This window comes from Variovorax fucosicus (assembly GCF_030316825.1).
Classification (GTDB): Bacteria; Pseudomonadota; Gammaproteobacteria; order Burkholderiales; family Burkholderiaceae_C; genus Variovorax; species Variovorax fucosicus.
On record NZ_JASZYU010000004.1, the window covers coordinates 307,322 to 325,215 of the forward strand.

Below are 17,894 nucleotides of genomic sequence, written 5' to 3' on the forward strand. Positions count from 1 at the left end.
TGCCGTCAGGCCCGATCCGGCCTGAAGAACTCGTCGAACAGCGCGGGCAAGTCGGGAAACTCCGCGCCGAAGCGCGCGCGATTCACGAAGTAGGCTTCGCAGGCCACCGCAAAAAACTCGCCGATCGACTCGGCACCATAGGCGTCGAGCCAGGGCGGCTCGCCGCCAAAGCGGTCTGCGAGGATGGTCTTTTCGCGAAAGCCTTCGTAGGCGGCCTGCAGCACCTTCAGCCAGGCGGCACGCGCTGCAGCACCCGAGGCCGTGCCCGCGAAGCCGGGCGGCAGCGGTGGGCAGCCGTCGACCGCGCCGTCGCGCATGTCGAGCTTGTGGGCGAACTCGTGGATCACGACGTTGTAGCCATCGTCGGTGGTGACGCTGCTGGCCAGCACGTCCTGCCAGCTCAGCATCACCGGCCCGTGCTCCATCGCTTCGCCGGCGATCACCTCGTCGTACTCGTGCACCACCGCGTCCACGTCGGTCACGCGGCGGCGCGCGACCACCTCGCCGGCATGCACCACGATGCCGACGAAATCGTCGTACCAGTTCAATCCGCCCGGCAGGTGCAGCACGGGCAGCACGGCCTGCGCAGCGATGGCCAGTGCCACTTCATCGGTGATCGTGAATTCGCCGGCGCCGTGGAAGCGCTTGTCGCGCAGAAACAGCGCAGCGAGCTCGCGCAGACGCACACCATCGGTAGCGGGCAATGCGGCGAGGAAGCGGTAGCGCGCCAGCGTGGCCTGCCAAGCGGCATCGGGAATCTGCGGCCCCGCGCGCAGACCGCGCAGCCAGCGGAGCATCAGCGCAGGTCGACGCGTTGCGCGCCGGCGACGGAAAGGCAGAGCAACTGCGCGCGCGGTGGGTGCGCAGCCATGTCCCAGTCGCTCAGCACGATGCGGCGCAGGCCGTCGCCAAGATCGTGCTCGGCCGGCCGGTGCGTGTGGCCGTGGATCAGCGTGCGCGCATCGGCGCGGTGCAGCCATTCGCGTGCTGCGTCAGGGTCGACATCGGCCCAGACCATGTCGGGGCTGCGCTTGCGGTCTTCGCTGTGGGCGCGCATCGAGCGTGCAAGGGCGCGGCGCTCCTCGAGCGGCCGCGCCAGAAAGGCCTGCTGCCAATCCGGCGAGCGCACCTGCGCGCGAAACTGCAGGTACTCGTGGTCTTCGAGGCAGAGTTCGTCGCCATGGCTCAACAGCCAGCGCTCGCCGTGCAGCTCCAGCACGGTCGGGTCGGCCAGCAAAGAAATGCCGCATGCGGCCGCGAAGGTCGGCCCGAGCAGAAAGTCGCGGTTGCCGTGCATGAAGAACACCGGCCGGCGCTGCGCCGTGCTGCGCAGCACCTCGGCGCATTGCGCCTCGAAGCCGGGCAGGGCGGCCGCGTCGTCGCCGATCCACACTTCGAACAGGTCGCCGAGGATGAAGATCGCATCGGCCGGCGTAGTCTCCATGTACCCGCGCCAGGCCTCGAAAGTGGCCGGCTCTCCAGCCTGGAGATGCAGGTCGGAAAGCAGGTCGACCGTGCGCCAGCCGGCAGGCGCGGCCAGCTCGGCGAACGGGGTCATTCTGTCGTGACGACAGCCTTTTCGATGATCACGTCTTCCAGCGGCACGTCGTCGTGGAAGCCCTTGCGGCCGGTCTTCACGCCCTCGATCTTGTCGACCACGTCGGTGCCCGAAACGACCTTGCCGAACACCGCATAGCCCCAGCCTTGCGCCGACGGCGCGGTGTGGTTCAGGAAGCCGTTGTTGGAGGCGTTGATGAAGAACTGCGCCGTGGCCGAGTGCGGCGCATTGGTGCGCGCCATGGCGACCGTGTACTTGTCGTTCTTCAGGCCGTTGTTGGCCTCGTTCTCGATTTCGGCACCGGTCGGTTTTTGCGTCATGCCCGGTTCGAAGCCGCCGCCCTGCACCATGAAGCCCGGGATCACGCGGTGGAACACCGTGTTGTCGTAGTGGCCCTTCTTCACGTAGGCGATGAAGTTTTCGACCGACTTGGGCGCCTTGGCGCGGTCGAGTTCGAGCGTGACGACGCCCTGGTTCTTGATGTGGAGTTCGACTTGGGGGTTGCTCATGGTGCTGTCCTCGTTTTACTTCGCCACGACGGTGGCGGACTGGATGGTGATGGGTTCGAGCGGCACGTCGGCCATGCCGCCCTTGTTGCCGGTGCGTGCGGCGCGGATCTTGTCGACGACGTCGGCGCCTGCCACGACCTTGCCGAACACGGTGTAGCCGTGGCCGTCGGGGTTGGGTGCGTTCAGCATCGCGTTGTCCTTCACGTTGATGAAGAACTGCGCGGTGGCCGAGTTCGGGTCGCTGGTGCGGGCCATGGCGATCGTGTACTTGTCGTTCTTCAGGCCGTTGGCCGCTTCGAGCGGCACCGGCGGGCGCGTCGGCTTCTGCTTCATGTCGGGCGTGAAGCCGCCGCCCTGGATCATGAAGCCGTCGATCACGCGATGGAACACGGTGCCGTCGTAGTGCTTGTCCTTGACGTACTGCAGGAAGTTGGCGACTGTCTTGGGCGCCTTGGCCGCATCGAGCTCCACCACGATGTCGCCCATCGAGGTGGCGATCTTCACGCGCGGATCGGCGCCTTGCGCCCAGGCGGAAGAAGCGGTCAACAGCGTGGCGGCGCCGAGGGCCAGGGCCGCGCGGCGTGTGAGTGCATGGATGTTCAAGTGAAGCTCGCTTTCAATGGCGGTGCCGCCGGCACCGCCGGAGCAGCGCCAGGGGCGGGGTTACTTGCGGGTGCCGGGCTTGGTCGCCTGGGGAATGGCCGGCGGCAGTGTGGCTGCAGCCTTCTCGGTGGCCGGCGTGAAGATCTGGCGCAGCAGCGTGAGCTTGGGCGCAACACTGGCATTGGCCGTGGCAAAGCTCTGCGCCTTGCCGTACGACTGGGCCGCAAGCCGCACGTACACGTCGCCGAGGTTTTCGTGCGCCGTGGCGTAGTTCGGGTTCAGGCGGATCGCCATTTCGAGTGCGACGCGCGCCTTTTCGAACTGGCTTTGTGCCGCATAGAGCGCGGCCAGATTGTTGTAGGGCTCCGGCAACTCGGGGAAGTCCTGGGTGAGCTGGGTGAAGGCGGTGGTCGCGTCGGCCTGCTTGCCCTGCTCGGTCAGGATCACGCCGCGCAGAAAGCGCATCTGCGGGTCGCGCGGCTTGCCGGCAATGTAGGCGTCGGCCTTGGCCAGCGCCTCGGTCGACTTGCCCTGGCGCAGCAACTGGTTGACGTCGGCGTACTCGTCGGCATGGGCCGCGCCCAAGGCCAATGCGAGCGCCAGAACGGAAACGATGCGGGAGAAAGGGAGCAGGGGGAACGCGGCGTGCTTCATGAAGCCTCTGGAAAAAGGGCAGGATGCGGGTTCTACCAACACCCGAAAATGCCCATCGGGGGCCGTTTATACTGCGCTGGATTGTAGCCGAGGGGCCATGTCCCGCCCCTCGTCGCCACAGCTCCAACACCCCTGAAATCCGCGGCCGTTTTCGGCATTGCGCCAGCAATGCCCGGGCGCGAACGACTGCTTTCCGAATTCCATGAGTCTGCGCATCTACAACACGCTCTCGCGTGAACTGGAGAAGTTTTCTCCTTTGCGGCCCGGCCAGGTGCGCATCTACGTGTGCGGCATGACGGTGTACGACTACTGCCACCTTGGCCATGCGCGCTCGATGGTCGCGTTCGACGTGGTCGTGCGCTGGCTGCGGTCGAGCGGCTATGTGGTGAACCATGTGCGCAACATCACCGACATCGACGACAAGATCATCCGCCGCGCGGTCGAGAACGGCGAGAGCATCCGCGCGCTGACCGATCGCATGATCGGCGCGCTGCACGAGGATGCGGACGCGCTCGGCATCGCGCGGCCGAGCCATGAGCCGCGAGCGACCGACTACGTTCCGCAGATGCTGTCGATGATCGGCGCCCTGGAGCAGAAAGGCCTGGCCTACCGCTCGCCCAACGGCGACGTGAACTACGCAGTGCGCAAGTTTCCGGGCTACGGCAAGCTCAGCGGCAAGTCGCTTGATGAGTTGCGCGCCGGCGAACGCGTGGCGGTGTCCGACGGCAAGGACGATCCGCTCGACTCGGTGCTCTGGAAAAGCGCCAAGGCCAGCGAGCCCGAAGAGGTCAAGTGGGCCAGCGAATTCGGCCCCGGCCGGCCCGGCTGGCATATCGAGTGCTCCGCGATGGCCTGCGAGTTGCTTGGCGACACGCTGGACATTCACGGCGGCGGCATGGACCTGCAGTTCCCACATCACGAGAACGAAATCGCACAGAGCGAAGGCGCAACGGGCAAGCCGCTCGCCAACTGCTGGATGCACAACGGCTTCATCAACATCGACAACGAGAAGATGTCCAAGAGCCTGGGCAACTTTTCGCTGATCCGCGATGTGCTGAAGTCCTTCGATGCCGAGACCATCCGCTTCTTCATGGTGCGGGCGCACTACCGCAGCGACCTCAACTACAGCGACGTGCATCTCAACGATGCGCGCAATTCCCTCAAGCGCCTCTACACCGCCCTCGACCTGGTGGCGCCGGCCGCCGTCGTGGCGATCGACTGGGCCGCGCCGCACGCAGCACGCTTCAAGGCGGCCATGGACGAAGACTTCGGCACGCCCGAGGCCGTTGCGGTGCTGTTCGATCTGGCGGGCGAGGTCAATCGAACGCAATCGGCCGAACTGGCCGGCCTGCTCAAGGCGCTGGGCGGTTGTCTCAATGTGCTGCAGGGCGATCCCAAGGCCTTCCTGCAAGCCGGCGCCACGCTCGATGAGGCCTCGATCCAGGCGTTGATCGAGGCGCGCGCCGCCGCCAAGGCCGCGAAGAACTTTGCCGAGGCCGACCGCATCCGCAAGGATCTGGCCGACCAGGGCATCGTGCTCAAGGACTCGCCCACGGGCACCACCTGGGCTTCGGCGCAGTGAACCGGGACTGAACATGCCGTCGTCCAAAAAGACAACCGTTGACATCTTCACGCCCGACTACTGGGAAGAAGCCTGCAAACACCTGTCCCGCAAAGACCGGGTCATGAAGCGACTGATTCCGCAGTTCGGCGACGTCCGCCTCGAATCGCGCGGCGATGCCTTCACCACGCTGGCCCGCAGCATCGTCGGCCAGCAGATCTCGGTGAAAGCGGCCCAGACGGTCTGGGACAAGTTCGAGGTGCTGCCGCGCCGGATGACGCCGTCCAACGTGCTCAAGCTCAAGGTCGACGACATGCGCGCCTGCGGCCTGTCGGCACGCAAGGTCGAATACCTGGTCGACCTGGCGATTCACTTCGACACGCAGGCCGTGCACGTCGATGCGTGGAAAGACATGGCCGACGAGCTCATCATCGAGGAACTGGTCGCGATCCGCGGCATCGGCCGCTGGACGGCCGAGATGTTCCTGATCTTTCACCTGATGCGGCCCAATGTGCTGCCGCTCGACGACGTGGGCCTGATCAGCGGGATCAGCCACAACTATTTTTCGGGCGATCCGGTGAGCCGCAGCGACGCGCGCGAGGTCGCGGTGGCCTGGGCGCCGTATTGCAGCGTGGCGACTTGGTATATTTGGCGCTCGCTCGACCCGGCACCGGTCGCGTATTGAACAACAGGAGAAGAGTTTGGCCAAACGAACCTTCCTCGACTTCGAGCAGCCCATCGCGGAACTCGAAAGCAAGATCGAAGAACTGCGCTATGTGCAGACCGAATCGGCAGTCGATATCTCGGAGGAGATCGACCAGCTCGGCAAGAAAAGCCAGCAGCTCACCAAGGACATCTACAGCGACCTGACGCCCTGGAAGATCACCAAGATCGCCCGGCATCCGGAGCGCCCGTACACGCTCGACTACGTCAACGAACTCTTCACCGATTTCGTCGAGCTGCACGGCGACCGGCATTTCTCTGACGATCTCTCGATCGTCGGCGGCCTGGCGCGCTTCAACGGCACGCCCTGCATGGTGCTGGGCCACCAGAAGGGCCGGGACACCAAGGAGCGCACCGCACGCAACTTCGGCATGAGCAAGCCCGAGGGCTACCGCAAGGCGCTGCGGCTGATGAAGACGGCCGAGAAGTTCAAGCTTCCGGTGTTCACCTTCGTCGACACGCCCGGTGCCTACCCCGGCATCGATGCGGAAGAACGCGGCCAGTCGGAAGCCATCGGCCGCAACATCTTCGAGATGGCGCAGCTCGAAGTGCCGATCATCGTCACCATCATCGGCGAGGGCGGCTCCGGCGGCGCGCTGGCCATCTCGGTCGGCGACCAGTTGCTGATGCTGCAGTACTCGATCTATTCGGTGATCAGCCCCGAAGGCTGCGCCTCGATTCTCTGGAAGACCTCCGAGAAGGCGCAGGAGGCGGCCGATGCCCTCGGCATCACCGCGCACCGCCTGAAGGCACTGGGGCTGGTCGACAAGATCGTGAACGAGCCCGTCGGTGGTGCGCACCGCGACCACCGGCAGATGGCCGCGTTCCTGAAGCGCGCCTTGAACGACGCGTTCCGCCAGGTCAGCGACCTCAAGGTCAAGGAACTGCTGGACCGCCGCTACGACCGGCTGCAGAGCTACGGCCGCTTCAACGACACCAAGGCCGACAACAGCAAGTGATCAGGCGCCGGCGCGCGCCGTACCGAAGCGGCGCTCGATCTGCGCCTTGAGCGCGGCGTGCACGTCGGGCGGCAGGAAGCGCGTGGCCAGCTGGATCAGCAGCATGGCCACCACGCCGTCGTCGAGCCAGCCCAGCACCGGAATGAAATCCGACACCAGGTCGATGGGGCTCAGCACGTAGAGCACCGCGAGCAGGGCGGTCAGCTTGGCCGCCTTCGGCGCACGTGGATCTCGCAACATGGCCCAGACCAGCGCCAGCTCCTTGCGCAGCAGCAGCCACAGCTTGCCGAGTTTCCACATACCGACTCCTTTGCAGGCCAATGCGGCCCAAGGCCCTAACGTGGGTCGCCTCGATCCGATGACAAGGGCCGGCCGCACAATCTCCCCATGAATTTCGATCAGGCCATGGCCGCTTTCGAGCCCGCGCTGCCGCTTGCAGTGGCCTACAGCGGCGGCGCCGACTCGACCGCGCTGCTGGTGGCCTGCGCTGCGCGCTGGCCGGGGCAGGTAGAGGCCTTCCACGTGCACCACGGCCTGCAGGCTGCGGCCGACGATTTCGAGCGGCACTGCGCCGCGGTGTGCGAGCGGCTTGGCGTGCCGCTGCGGGTGCAACGCATCGACGCGCGGCACACGCCCGGCGAGAGTCCCGAAGACGCTGCGCGTCGCGCCCGCTATGCATCATTTGCGGCGCTGGCGACCGTCGGGCGGGAGCAGGGTGCACTCGAATCCATCGCGCTCGGGCAGCATGCAGACGACCAGGTCGAAACGGTGGTGCTGGCCCTGTCGCGCGGTGCCGGCCTCGCGGGCCTGGCGGCGATGCCCCCCGTGATGGAGCGCGACGGGCTGCGCTACCACAGGCCGCTGCTGGGCGTGCCGGCCGCGGAGATCCGCGCCTGGCTGACGGCGCGGGAAGTGCCCTGGATCGAAGACCCGAGCAACGCCGACCCGCGCTACACCCGCAACCGGATCCGCGCCGAACTGCTGCCCGCGCTGGAGCGGGCGTTTCCGCAGTTTCGCGCCACCTTCGCGCGCAGCGCGCGCCACGCGGCGCAGGCGCAGGTTCTGCTCGCCGAACTGGCGCAGCAGGATCTGGCAAGCGTCGGCAGCCCGCCGGACATCAAGGCGCTGCAACAGATGTCGCGCGCCCGCCAGGCCAACCTGCTGCGCCACTGGTTGCTGCAGGCGCATGGCTGCACGCCGAGCACAGTGCAGCTCGACGAACTGCTTGACCAGATCGCCGCCTGCACCACGCGCGGCCACGGCCTGCACATCAAGCTCGGCGCCGGATTTGTCGAACGGCAGGGCCCCGTGCTCGGTTGGTACAATTCCGCGCCCCCGACAAAGCCTTTGCGCTGAACGTCAAGGGCGCGCCGCCTCCGGGGGCACCCCCCGGGGCCGGTTTCATCTCTTTCCCATATTTCACCCATGGCATTGATCGTTCACAAATACGGCGGCACGTCGATGGGCTCGACCGAGCGCATCAAGAACGTCGCCAAGCGCGTCGCCAAATGGGCGCGTGCCGGCCACCAGATGGTGGTGGTTCCCAGCGCCATGAGCGGCGAAACCAACCGCCTGCTGGGCCTCGCGAAAGAACTCTCGCCGAGCAAACCCGCCGACGCCACCAACCGCGAACTCGACATGCTCGCGTCGACCGGCGAACAGGCCTCGTCGGCGTTGCTGGCCATCGCACTCCAGGCCGAAGGCATGGAAGCGGTGAGCTATGCCGGCTGGCAGGTCTCGGTGCGAACCGACAGCAGCTATACCAAGGCCCGCATCGAAAGCATCGACGACGCGCGCGTGCGCGCCGACCTCGAGGCCGGCCGCGTGGTGGTCATCACCGGCTTCCAGGGCGTCGACGACGAGGGCAACATCACCACGCTCGGCCGCGGCGGCAGCGACACCTCGGCCGTGGCAATCGCGGCCGCGATGAAGGCCCACGAGTGCCTCATCTACACCGACGTGGACGGCGTCTACACCACCGATCCGCGCGTCGAACCCGACGCGCGCCGCCTGACCACCGTGAGCTTCGAAGAGATGCTCGAAATGGCGAGCCTCGGCTCCAAGGTGCTGCAGATCCGCTCGGTGGAATTTGCGGGCAAGTACAAGGTGCCGCTGCGTGTGCTGTCAAGCTTCACGCCGTGGGACATCGACATCAACGAAGAAGCCAAGTCCGGCACGCTGATCACTTTCGAGGAAGACGAAAACATGGAACAAGCCGTCGTATCCGGCATCGCGTTCAACCGTGACGAGGCCAAGATCTCGGTGCTGGGCGTGCCCGACAAGCCAGGCATCGCGTACCACATCCTGGGGGCGGTCGCCGACGCGAACATCGAGGTCGATGTGATCATCCAGAACCTGAGCAAGGACGGCAAGACCGACTTCAGCTTCACGGTGCACCGCAACGAATTCGCCAAGGCGGTCGACCTGCTCAAGGACAAGGTGCTGCCCACCCTGGGCGCGGCCGAGGTGGTCGGCGACGCGAGGATCTGCAAGGTCAGCATCGTCGGCATCGGCATGCGCAGCCACGTCGGCGTTGCAGCCAAGATGTTCCGCGTGCTGAGCGAGGAGGGCATCAACATCCAGATGATCTCCACCAGCGAGATCAAGACTTCCGTGGTGATCGACGAGAAGTACATGGAACTCGCCGTGCGCGCATTGCACAAAGCCTTCGATCTCGATCAACCGGCTGCCTGAAGCTGGCATAATGCTGGTTGCTTTCAAGGAACTGTGACCGAGTGGCCGAAGGTGCTCCCCTGCTAAGGGAGTATGGGGTGTAGAGCCTCATCGAGGGTTCGAATCCCTCCGGTTCCGCCAGAATATGGAGATCTCTCCAATGAAAAAGCCACCTTCGGGTGGCTTTTTTGTTAGAAGCACCTGGCTCAGGAGATCCGATGAGACATCCAACGAACACGCGGTTGACAGCGTTCGCACCCCTCGTATCGACCTTGTTGCTGGCGGCGTGTGCAAGCGTCACCCCGCCGACCGAGTCGACCCTGCGCCAGACCTGTCCGTCGCTGGCTGGTCAGACTGTCGCGGCCGGCGAGATGGGGCTTCCCAGCGGTGCGGCGACGGTCGGGTCCGCCAGACTCGTCGCTGCGGGCAACGGACTGCCTGAGCATTGCCAGGTGCTGGGCTCGATTGCAGCACGCACCGCAAACGCCGAACCCATCCGCTTCCAGCTCAACCTGCCGATCCAATGGAACGGGAAGGCGCTGATGTACGGCGGCGGCGGGTTCAACGGCCTGCTCATCTCGGGCTTGGCACCGCTGCGCGACGCGCCCGCGGGGCTGCCGGTGCCGCTCGCACGGGGATACGCCACTTTCGGAACGGACTCCGGCCACGATGGCGCCGCATATCCCACCGATCCGGCAAAGTTTGCACTGAACGACGAGATGTTCGAGAACTTCGCCTTTGCCTCCTACAAGAAGGTGAAAGACGCGTCGACCGTCTTGATGCAGCGCTACTACCAGCGCAAGCCGGCGCAGCAGTACTACTTCGGCGGCTCGGAGGGCGGGCGCGAAGGGTTGATGCTGGCGCAACGCTTCCCGCAGGACTTCGATGGAATCGTTGCCGTGGTGCCGGTGATTCATTGGAACGGCCTTTTCAACGGGTTCATCAACTTCACCAAGCCGCAGTTCAGCGGCGGCGTTCTGGGCACCGCGAAGACACGCCTGATCGCCAATGCAGTGAACAGCGCTTGCGACGGACTGGATGGCTTGGCGGACGGCGTGATCAACAACTACCTCGCCTGCCCAGCGCGGTTCAACGTTCAAACCCTGCGGTGCCCCGGCGGCACCGATGCCGGTGCTTCCTGTCTGTCCGACGCCCAGATCGCTACGTTCAACGGTGCCTATGCCCCTACGGTCCTGCCCTTTGCAGTCGCCAATGGGCTGACGACCTATCCTGGCCGGCTGTTCGGCGGGGAGATTCAACCGGGCGAAGGCATCGAACGCTGGATCAGCGACGGCACGATTCCCGGCACCGACGCTGTCACGACGCAAGCCCGAGGCGTGGTTTACGGCGTCAGCTACGCGCGGAATGTCATTGCGCGCGACCCCAAATTGGACGTCCGGCAATTCGACCCCGCCACCTTCCGTACGCGCATCCAGCAGGTGTCGGCGTTGATGGATGCGACCGATCCGGATCTGGGCGCTTTCCTGCGGCGCGGCGGAAAGTTGATCATTCGAGAGAACACGGGCGACATGGCGCAAAGTCCGCTCGCAGGCATGCAGTACTTCGAGAGCGTGGTGGCGCGCATGGGGCAGGCCAACGTGGAACGTTTCCTGCGCCTGTATGTATCGCCGGCATCGTCACACGGTGGCACGGCTGTGAGTCTGACGACAGGCACCCCGGTACCGACAACCGCCGACCTGCTCGGAACGCTGGACGAATGGGTTGCGAATGCACGAGCGCCGGATGACGTGCTGATCCAGGTGCGCAATGACACGGCGGCACCCTTCAGAACCCTTGCGTCGAGGCCAATGTGCCGGTATCCGAACTATCCGCAGTTCGTTTCCGGAGACGGTCTCAAGGCAGAGGACTTCCGGTGCGCAGGGCGTTGAGCTTTGGGAGAGTGATCCTCCAGTTCAGCCGAACGGCACGATGCGGATCGACGAGCCGTCGGTGAACTGACACTGGATGGCGCCGCCGTCGCCCGAGATGCCGGCAAGCCGCTGGCCATAGTGCGAGGCGCGCGAGTCCGGGCGGCTCTCCTGCACCTCCATGCCCGAGCCGCGCGAGCGGAACCGCAATGTGCTCCCGTCCTTGAACTGAACCTCGATGATGCCGCCGACCACAGTCACGGCGTTCACGAGCTCGTCCTGCATTGCATCGGCGGTGTGGGCTGACGCCGCTGCCGGCGGCGCGGGCAAGGGCGGGGCCGGGTCGGGGTAGTCGAATTGATTGGGCACTGCCAGGCACGAATACGAGAACGACAGGCTCACTTCGAGCGAGGCCACCTGATGCCACCAGCCCAAGGGCAGGAACATCGTCTCGCCCGGCTCGACCACCACCTCGAGCACCGTCGCATCGGCGAAGGCCGGGAATCGCACCGGGTCGGGCCGCTCAAGATCCACTTCGCTGAACACGTTGCGAAGGTTGTAGGCACGCGACCATTCGAGCGGAGACACGAAGCGCCAACGCTTGCGCCCGACCACCTGGGTGTGGAACAGCATCAACGTGTCGTGGTGCAGCGGTGTCACGGTGCCGGCCGGGCCGAACCAGAACGACGAGCGGTTCGCCAGCTGCGAGCGGTCGCACAGCGGCGGCAGGCTGCCGATGTCGTCGAGCAGCGGCGCGAATTCCGGCCGGCGCAGCAGTTCGTTGTTTGCCGTCAGGTAGTAGTCGTTGGTCGCGCCGCCGCGCACCACCTGGTCGACGAAGGCGCCAAGGTTCACGCGCTTTGTCAGCAGCAGCTTGTTCTGCTCGTAGTTCGGGTCGGCATGGCGCTCGGACTGGACGTCTACGTCGAGGTGGCCAAAGCGCTGCTTCAAGTCCTCGGGCGACCAGCTCCGCATGGCGGGCCAGTCGCGCGTATGGCCGGTGAGCACCACGGGCCGACAGCCGCGCACATAACGCGCAGCGAATTCCTCGTCGGACAAGTTGGCGCGCTTCTCCACCGTGCGGTACTGCGGATCGGACGCCCACAGCCGCTGCAGGTTCAGCGCCACGGCGTCGAGCTTTCGAAGCCGATGCTGCAGGCCGAGGGCCGCGGCATACGCCGGGTCGTCATCGAGCGCCGCAATGGCTCGCTCGGCATCGACTCGCGCAAGACCGCCGTTTTGCATCACCTGCAGCATCGACTCGATGGCACTGCCGCCCAGGCGCTGCTCGACGATCCAGCGCCGCCACGAGGCGTCGATCTGCCGGGGAAGCGGTGCGGGGGGTATCGGCACGGAAGGGGATGACATGGCGATTGCCTCCGCGAGACGGGTCAGTCGACGAAGTAGCTCTCAGGCGCCTGCTCGCGCAGCGCGGCGAGATGTGCGGTGATGTGGTTAATGTGCGAAGACACGCTGGCGCCGAGGCCGGCGACATCGCGCGATGCCATCTGGGCCAGCATTTGTTCATGCTCGCGCAAGGCACGCTCGGCGTGGCCCGCCACGTGCCCCAGGAGCAGCCAGCGCACGCGGTCGAATTGGCGCTTGATCGGCTCCAGCATGGCCCAGACGTGTTCGCGGCCGGCAAACTCGAAGAGCCGGCGGTGCATCAGTTCGTCCAGCTCCGAGAACCGGTCGATCTCTCCGCTCTTCACCGCATTGCGCTGGCGTTCCACGATCTGGCCGAATTCCGTCAACTGCTCCGGCGTGATGGTCTGCGCCAGCTGCACGTGGCTGGCGCATTCGAGCGTGCTTCGCACGAAGCGGCCTTCCTCCAGCAGCGAAATGCGAACCGGCGCCACGATGGTGCCGACCTGGCGGTAGATCAGCACCATCTGCTCGTCGGCCAGCTGCGCCAGCGCTTCGCGCACCGGCGTGCGGCTCACGTCGATCAGCTTGGAGATGGTGGCCTCGGAGAGCGCGGTGCGCGGGGGCAGGATGCCGCGCACGATGGCTTCACGCAGCTGGTTGTGCACCTGCGCGGTGTACGAGCGGGTCGGGTCCAGCTTGAAGCCGTTCAACGCGGCAAGCAACGAACTTTCGGCGCGTGCCGGGTCGACTTTGGAAGGATCGCTGATGGCGGTGCGGGGCATGTCGAAGAAACTCGTTTTCAGTCACTCTACACCATGGTAGAGAACGTCGATCAACCTCGTTCATAAGGGTTTTCCAGCTGTTTTGACCCCTGAGTGCTCCTAGACTCGCGGCATCGAGCCATTACTACCATGGTACTGTGGTGAAAAAAGGAGATGACGCCCATGCTTTCGACGGCAGAACGGAATGCGCAGCTTTCGCAGCAAAGCCTGGGCAAACTGGCGAAGGAAGTGGCCTTGCCCGGCTACGACCGCTCGCGTCTGGCGCGCGGCATCGTTCACGTGGGGCTGGGTGCCTTTCACCGCGCGCATCAGGCGCTCTACACCGAAGCGGTCGTCGCCCAGGGCGACCTGCGCTGGGGCATCGTCGGCGTCAGCCTGCGCGATCCGGGCGTCGCCGACACGCTGGCGGCGCAGGATCACCTCTATTCGGTGACCGAGCGGCACGGCGACGAGGCCAGGACCCGGATCGTCGGTGTGCTGCGCGACGCGTTGTATGCACCTTCGCAACTGGCGCAGGTGATCCGCGCCATCGCCGATCCGGCAACGACCATCCTGACCAGCACCGTCACCGAGAAGGGCTACAGCCAGCATCCGGCCAGCGCGGATCTCGATGTTGCCGATGCCGCCGTGCGTCACGATCTGGCGCATCCCGACGCTCCGAAAACCACGCTGGGCGTGCTGGCTGCCGGAATCCGGAGCCGCCCTGCGGGGGCGCCGCTGACGGTGGTGTGCTGCGACAACATGGCCCGCAACGGCCACAGCCTGCGCAAGCTGCTGGTGCAGTACGCGGGGCTGTTCGACGAGACGCTCGCTCGCCGCATCGAGACCCAGATCGCTTTTCCCAACAGCATGGTCGACCGCATCGTGCCGGCCGCCACGCCGGCATCGCTCGCGTGGGCCGCAGGCCGGCTCGGCCTGCGCGACGAGGCCGCGATCGTCTGCGAGCCGTTCATGCAGTGGGTGATCGAAGACTGCTTCGCGGGCCCGCGGCCGGCCTGGGAAGACGCCGGTGCGCTGCTGACTGCCGACGTGCGCCCGTACCAGGCCATGAAGCTGCGCCTTCTCAATGGCACCCACTCGGCCATCGCCTATGCCGGCCAGCTCTGCGGCCTGGAGAGCGTGTCCGATGCCATGGCCGACCCCTTGGTCGGCCAATTTGCACGCCGCTTGATGCTCGAGGATCTGCGCGCCACCGTGGCGGCGCCAGCCGGGTACGACGTGCCGGCTTACTGCCATGAGCTGCTGAGGCGCTTCGAGAACCCGGCGCTGGCGCACCGAACCCAGCAGATCGCGATGGACGGAACCCAGAAGGTGCCGGTGCGCTGGCTGCCCGCCCTGCGCGAGAGCCTCGCGGCCGGGGTGGAGCGGCCGCTGCTCGAACGCGCGCTGGCAGGCTGGCTGCACTACCTGGCCCGCGGCCGCAGCGACAGTGGCGCGCCGTTGACGATCAGCGACCCCGGCGCCGAAGCGCTCGTCGCGCGCTTGCGTGCGGCCGCGGACGAAGGCGATGCGGCCCGGGCCGCGCTGGCGCATGAGCCGGTGTTCGGCAGCGCACCCTGGCCGCCGGCGTTCGCGGCGCGCCTGGCGCGTCACCTGGCCACATTGCGGCAGGGCGGCATGGCTGCGCTGCTGGCCGGCTGAATTCGCATCCGAACCGCACTACCCAACAAACCAACGGAGACCTTTCCATGACCTTTGCGCCCACCCGCCGCCAGTTCGGCACCGCCCTCGCAACTGTTGGCATGGCCACCGCCATGCCCGCGCGCTTCGCCTTTGCGCAAAGCGAGATCAAGCTCAAGTACGGCACCGCCTTTCCGGCGGATCATCCCGGCACGCTGCGCATCAAGGAAGCCTCGGAGGCGATCCGCAAGGACACCGGCGGCAAGGTCGATCTGCAGGTCTATCCCACCAGCCAGCTCGGCAGCGAGCCGGACATGATTTCGCAGACGCGCGCGGGTGCCATCGACATCATGTCCACCGCCGGCACCAACCTCCAGACGCTGGTGCCGACCGCGGGCATCAACGGCGTGGCCTTCGCCTTCAAGGACTACGACGCCGTCTGGGCTGCGATGGACGGCGACCTGGGTCTCTACGTGCGATCGGCCCTGGCCAAAGTCAATCTCTACGCCTACGACAAGTGCCTGGACAACGGCTACCGCAACATCACCTCGGCCAGCAAGGCGATCGTGACGCCGGCGGATCTGAAGGGCTTCAAGATCCGCGTGCCCGGCATCCCGCTCTGGATCTCCATGTTCAAGGCGCTCGGCGCATCGCCCACGGCGATTCCGTTCGGCGAACTGTATTCGTCGCTTCAGACCAAGGTGGTCGACGGCCAGGAGAATCCGCTCGCGTTGATCCAGAGCGCCAAGCTCTACGAGGTGCAGAAGTTCTGCTCGCTGACGGCGCACACCTGGGACGGCCATTTCATCTTCGGCAATGCGAAAAAGCTGCAGGCGCTGCCGAAGGAAGTGCAGGAATCGCTGTCGAAGAACCTGAACGCCGCGGCACTCAAGCAGCGCGAGGACATCGCGAGGCTCAATGCCGATGCGCAGGCGCAGCTGGCCAAGCTGGGCGTGGCCTTCAACAAGCCGGATCCCGCACCGTTCCGCGAACTGCTCAAGAGCGCCGGCTTTTACACGGAGTGGAAGGCCAAGTACGGCGACGAGGTGTGGGCCAAGCTGGAGAAGTACTCCGGCAAGCTGGTCTGACCCATCGGGAAGCGCCATGCAATCCACCGTCGATCCCCTCGACCTCGCTCCTGCCGCCAAGTCGAACGGGTTCGACCGGCTGCTGGCGTGGGTGACCGAAGTACCGGCCGCCGCCATTGTGGTGGCCGAAATCCTGATCCTGGGCGGCGGCGCCTTCGCGCGCTACGCGCTGCACGCGCCGCTCACCTGGACCGACGAACTCGCCAGCATCCTGTTCCTATGGCTGGCGATGCTCGGCTCGTGCATTGCACTTCGGCGCGCGGCACATATGCACCTGACGACATTCGTCAAGGATCTGCCGGCCGACAAGCGGGCCTGGCTCGACGCGCTGGGCATGTGCCTCGTGGTCGCCTTTCTGGTCATGCTCGCCGGGCCGGCCTGGGAGCATTGGCATGAGGAGATCGCGGTCTCGACGCCGGTGCTCGGCATCAGCGAAGGCTGGCGCGCAGGAGCGGTGTGCGCCGGTGCGTTCCTGATGCTGGTGACCGCGGTCGCCCGGCTTGTCGAGCACGCGGCCTGGAAACAGATCGCCGTCACCGGTGGTGCGGTGGCGCTCGGCGGCGGTGCGCTGTGGCTGCTGTCGCCCGCGCTGGCCACGCTCGGCAACCTCAACCTGGTCATCTTCTTTTTGGTGATGCTGGTCGGTTGCATCGTGATCGGCGTGCCGATCGCGTTCGCTTTCGGATTGGCGACGATGTCCTACCTGGCCTTCTCGACCACAACGCCGATGTCGATCATGCCCAACCGCATGCAGGAGGGCATGTCGCACCTGATCCTGCTGGCCGTGCCGCTGTTCGTCTTCCTGGGGTCGCTGATCGAGATGACGGGCCTGGCCCGCGCGATGATCAACTTCCTGGTCAGCCTGATCGGCCATGTGCGCGGCGGCTTGCAGTACGTGCTGCTGGGCGCGATGTACATCGTGTCGGGCATCTCGGGCGCCAAGGCGGCCGACATGGCGGCAGTGGCCCCGGCGCTGTTCCCGGAAATGAAGAAGCGCGGCAGCAAGGATGGCGATCTGATCGGGCTGCTGTCGGCGTCGGGTGCGATGTCGGAGACCATTCCGCCGAGCATCGTGCTCATCACGGTCGGCTCGGTTACCGGGGTGTCGATCACGGCGCTCTTCGTGGGTGGCCTGATGCCGGCCGTGGTCGGCCTCGTGCTGATGGCGATCGTCGTCTGGTGGCAGACCCGGCGGGAGGACATGACTGGCGTCACCAAGGCGTCGGGCAGGCAGATCGGCAAGCTGCTGCTGGTCGCGCTGCCAGCGCTCGCGTTGCCGGTGATCATCCGCACCGCGGTGGTCGAGGGCGTCGCGACCGCGACCGAAGTCTCGACCATCGGCATCTTCTACACCCTGCTGGCGGGCCTGTTCATCTACCGGCAGTTCGACTGGCGCCGCATCTATCCGATGCTGCTCGACACGGCCTCGCTGTCCGGCGCCATCCTGCTGATCGTCGGCTGCGCCACGGCCATGGCCTGGGCGCTCACGCAATCGGGCTTCGCGCAGGATCTGGTCAAGATCATGACTGCGGTGCCGGGCGGAAAGATGGGTTTCCTGCTGGTGTCGGCGCTGGCCTTCGTTGTGCTGGGCAGCCTGCTGGAAGGCATTCCGGCGATCGTGCTGTTCGGGCCCCTGCTGTTTCCGATCGCCAAGCTGGTCGGTGTCAACGAAGTGCACTACGCGATGGTGGTGATCTTCGCGATGGGCCTGGGCCTGTTCGCACCACCCTTCGGCGTCGGCTTCTACGCGGCCTGTGCCATCGGACGGGTGTCGCCGGACGTCGCCATGCCTCGCGTGTGGCCGCACATGGCGGCGTTGTTCATCGCGCTGCTGCTGCTGGTTTTCGTGCCCTGGTTCTCGATCGGCTTCCTGTAGCCGCGCCGCGAACTGCACACCACGGCATCCCGTATATCTCCTGGAGATTCCA

At 65.9% G+C, this 17,894-nt stretch carries 17 protein-coding genes and 1 tRNA gene; 10 read left to right on the top strand and 8 right to left on the bottom strand.

Annotated elements, in window-relative coordinates; all coding sequences use genetic code 11:
* Positions 1-5: 5 nt before the first annotated feature.
* The 5 genes from QTI05_RS23620 to QTI05_RS23640 are packed head-to-tail and all read right to left on the bottom strand — an operon-like array spanning position 6 to position 3,324.
* Positions 6-797 carry a M90 family metallopeptidase gene (locus tag QTI05_RS23620; protein WP_286619853.1) on the bottom strand — a complete coding sequence of 264 codons (792 nt, stop codon included), beginning with the start codon at positions 795-797 and terminating at the stop codon, positions 6-8.
* Entirely contained in the window at positions 797-1,558 is a 762-nt protein-coding gene (locus QTI05_RS23625) for a UDP-2,3-diacylglucosamine diphosphatase (RefSeq protein ID WP_286619856.1), read from the bottom strand. The genes QTI05_RS23620 and QTI05_RS23625 overlap by 1 nt, the downstream gene beginning before the upstream one ends.
* Complete coding sequence (locus QTI05_RS23630; protein ID WP_286543160.1) at positions 1,555-2,067, bottom strand: peptidylprolyl isomerase; 513 nt, start codon at positions 2,065-2,067, stop codon at positions 1,555-1,557. The genes QTI05_RS23625 and QTI05_RS23630 overlap by 4 nt, the downstream gene beginning before the upstream one ends.
* Positions 2,068-2,082: 15 nt before the next feature.
* On the bottom strand, positions 2,083-2,670 hold the full coding sequence (locus QTI05_RS23635) for a peptidylprolyl isomerase (protein ID WP_444812957.1): 588 nt from the start codon (positions 2,668-2,670) through the stop codon (positions 2,083-2,085).
* A 60-nt stretch (positions 2,671-2,730) separates the two neighbouring features.
* Complete coding sequence (locus QTI05_RS23640) at positions 2,731-3,324, bottom strand: tetratricopeptide repeat protein (protein ID WP_286543162.1); 594 nt, start codon at positions 3,322-3,324, stop codon at positions 2,731-2,733.
* 202 nt (positions 3,325-3,526) lie between these two features.
* Between QTI05_RS23640 and cysS the strand changes: the two genes are divergently transcribed.
* The 3 genes from cysS to QTI05_RS23655 are packed head-to-tail and all read left to right on the top strand — an operon-like array spanning position 3,527 to position 6,567.
* A complete protein-coding gene (gene cysS, locus QTI05_RS23645; protein WP_286619858.1) occupies positions 3,527-4,906 on the top strand; it encodes a cysteine--tRNA ligase in 1,380 nt (459 codons plus the stop codon).
* 13 nt (positions 4,907-4,919) lie between these two features.
* Complete coding sequence (locus QTI05_RS23650) at positions 4,920-5,570, top strand: DNA-3-methyladenine glycosylase family protein (RefSeq protein WP_286543167.1); 651 nt, start codon at positions 4,920-4,922, stop codon at positions 5,568-5,570.
* Positions 5,571-5,586: 16 nt separating this feature from the next.
* On the top strand, positions 5,587-6,567 hold the full coding sequence (locus QTI05_RS23655; RefSeq protein WP_286543169.1) for an acetyl-CoA carboxylase carboxyltransferase subunit alpha: 981 nt from the start codon (positions 5,587-5,589) through the stop codon (positions 6,565-6,567).
* Here QTI05_RS23655 and QTI05_RS23660 read toward each other — a convergent pair whose 3' ends face one another.
* Positions 6,568-6,867 (bottom strand): YkvA family protein, encoded by a 300-nt coding sequence (locus QTI05_RS23660; protein ID WP_286543170.1) that lies wholly within the window; start codon positions 6,865-6,867, stop codon positions 6,568-6,570.
* An 87-nt stretch (positions 6,868-6,954) separates the two neighbouring features.
* On the opposite strand from QTI05_RS23660, the gene tilS reads away from it, so the two are divergent.
* From tilS to QTI05_RS23680, 4 genes are all read left to right on the top strand, one after another.
* Positions 6,955-7,923 (top strand): tRNA lysidine(34) synthetase TilS, encoded by a 969-nt coding sequence (gene tilS, locus QTI05_RS23665; protein WP_286619860.1) that lies wholly within the window; start codon positions 6,955-6,957, stop codon positions 7,921-7,923.
* A gap of 69 nt (positions 7,924-7,992) precedes the next feature.
* Entirely contained in the window at positions 7,993-9,261 is a 1,269-nt protein-coding gene (locus tag QTI05_RS23670) for an aspartate kinase (RefSeq protein ID WP_286543174.1), read from the top strand.
* Positions 9,262-9,288: 27 nt separating this feature from the next.
* A tRNA-Ser gene (locus tag QTI05_RS23675) sits at positions 9,289-9,381 on the top strand.
* 101 nt (positions 9,382-9,482) lie between these two features.
* Complete coding sequence (locus QTI05_RS23680; protein ID WP_286657925.1) at positions 9,483-11,129, top strand: tannase/feruloyl esterase family alpha/beta hydrolase; 1,647 nt, start codon at positions 9,483-9,485, stop codon at positions 11,127-11,129.
* 24 nt (positions 11,130-11,153) lie between these two features.
* On the opposite strand, the gene QTI05_RS23685 is transcribed toward QTI05_RS23680, so the two are convergent.
* Together QTI05_RS23685 and QTI05_RS23690 are read right to left on the bottom strand one after the other, a co-directional pair.
* Positions 11,154-12,476, bottom strand: a complete 1,323-nt coding sequence (locus QTI05_RS23685; protein WP_286619864.1) for a cupin-like domain-containing protein — start codon at positions 12,474-12,476, stop codon at positions 11,154-11,156.
* A gap of 23 nt (positions 12,477-12,499) precedes the next feature.
* Positions 12,500-13,258, bottom strand: coding sequence for a GntR family transcriptional regulator (locus QTI05_RS23690; RefSeq protein WP_286619865.1), 759 nt, complete (start codon positions 13,256-13,258; stop codon positions 12,500-12,502).
* A 162-nt stretch (positions 13,259-13,420) separates the two neighbouring features.
* Here QTI05_RS23690 and QTI05_RS23695 point away from each other — a divergent pair, with 162 nt between their 5' ends.
* Genes QTI05_RS23695 through QTI05_RS23705 form a run of 3 tightly spaced genes read left to right on the top strand, consistent with a single transcriptional unit; the run spans position 13,421 to position 17,842 of the window.
* On the top strand, positions 13,421-14,899 hold the full coding sequence (locus QTI05_RS23695; protein WP_444812958.1) for a mannitol dehydrogenase family protein: 1,479 nt from the start codon (positions 13,421-13,423) through the stop codon (positions 14,897-14,899).
* 47 nt (positions 14,900-14,946) lie between these two features.
* Positions 14,947-15,966: a TRAP transporter substrate-binding protein gene (locus QTI05_RS23700; protein WP_286619869.1), complete on the top strand. Its 1,020-nt coding sequence runs from the start codon at positions 14,947-14,949 to the stop codon at positions 15,964-15,966.
* A gap of 16 nt (positions 15,967-15,982) precedes the next feature.
* Complete coding sequence (locus QTI05_RS23705; protein WP_286619871.1) at positions 15,983-17,842, top strand: TRAP transporter large permease; 1,860 nt, start codon at positions 15,983-15,985, stop codon at positions 17,840-17,842.
* The last annotated feature ends 52 nt before the right edge of the window (positions 17,843-17,894 follow it).

What these genes read in the sequence shown, in the direction of transcription:
- QTI05_RS23620 (WP_286619853.1), bottom strand. Translation starts at nt 797, where the DNA reads ATGCTCCGCTGGCTGCGCGGTCTGCGCGCGGGGCCGCAGATTCCCGAT.
- QTI05_RS23625 (WP_286619856.1), bottom strand. Translation starts at nt 1,558, where the DNA reads ATGACCCCGTTCGCCGAGCTGGCCGCGCCTGCCGGCTGGCGCACGGTC.
- QTI05_RS23630 (WP_286543160.1), bottom strand. Translation starts at nt 2,067, where the DNA reads ATGAGCAACCCCCAAGTCGAACTCCACATCAAGAACCAGGGCGTCGTC.
- QTI05_RS23640 (WP_286543162.1), bottom strand. Translation starts at nt 3,324, where the DNA reads ATGAAGCACGCCGCGTTCCCCCTGCTCCCTTTCTCCCGCATCGTTTCC.
- cysS (WP_286619858.1), top strand. Translation starts at nt 3,527, where the DNA reads ATGAGTCTGCGCATCTACAACACGCTCTCGCGTGAACTGGAGAAGTTT.
- QTI05_RS23650 (WP_286543167.1), top strand. Translation starts at nt 4,920, where the DNA reads ATGCCGTCGTCCAAAAAGACAACCGTTGACATCTTCACGCCCGACTAC.
- QTI05_RS23660 (WP_286543170.1), bottom strand. Translation starts at nt 6,867, where the DNA reads ATGTGGAAACTCGGCAAGCTGTGGCTGCTGCTGCGCAAGGAGCTGGCG.
- tilS (WP_286619860.1), top strand. Translation starts at nt 6,955, where the DNA reads ATGAATTTCGATCAGGCCATGGCCGCTTTCGAGCCCGCGCTGCCGCTT.
- QTI05_RS23670 (WP_286543174.1), top strand. Translation starts at nt 7,993, where the DNA reads ATGGCATTGATCGTTCACAAATACGGCGGCACGTCGATGGGCTCGACC.
- QTI05_RS23685 (WP_286619864.1), bottom strand. Translation starts at nt 12,476, where the DNA reads ATGTCATCCCCTTCCGTGCCGATACCCCCCGCACCGCTTCCCCGGCAG.
- QTI05_RS23690 (WP_286619865.1), bottom strand. Translation starts at nt 13,258, where the DNA reads ATGCCCCGCACCGCCATCAGCGATCCTTCCAAAGTCGACCCGGCACGC.
- QTI05_RS23695 (WP_444812958.1), top strand. Translation starts at nt 13,421, where the DNA reads ATGCTTTCGACGGCAGAACGGAATGCGCAGCTTTCGCAGCAAAGCCTG.
- QTI05_RS23700 (WP_286619869.1), top strand. Translation starts at nt 14,947, where the DNA reads ATGACCTTTGCGCCCACCCGCCGCCAGTTCGGCACCGCCCTCGCAACT.
- QTI05_RS23705 (WP_286619871.1), top strand. Translation starts at nt 15,983, where the DNA reads ATGCAATCCACCGTCGATCCCCTCGACCTCGCTCCTGCCGCCAAGTCG.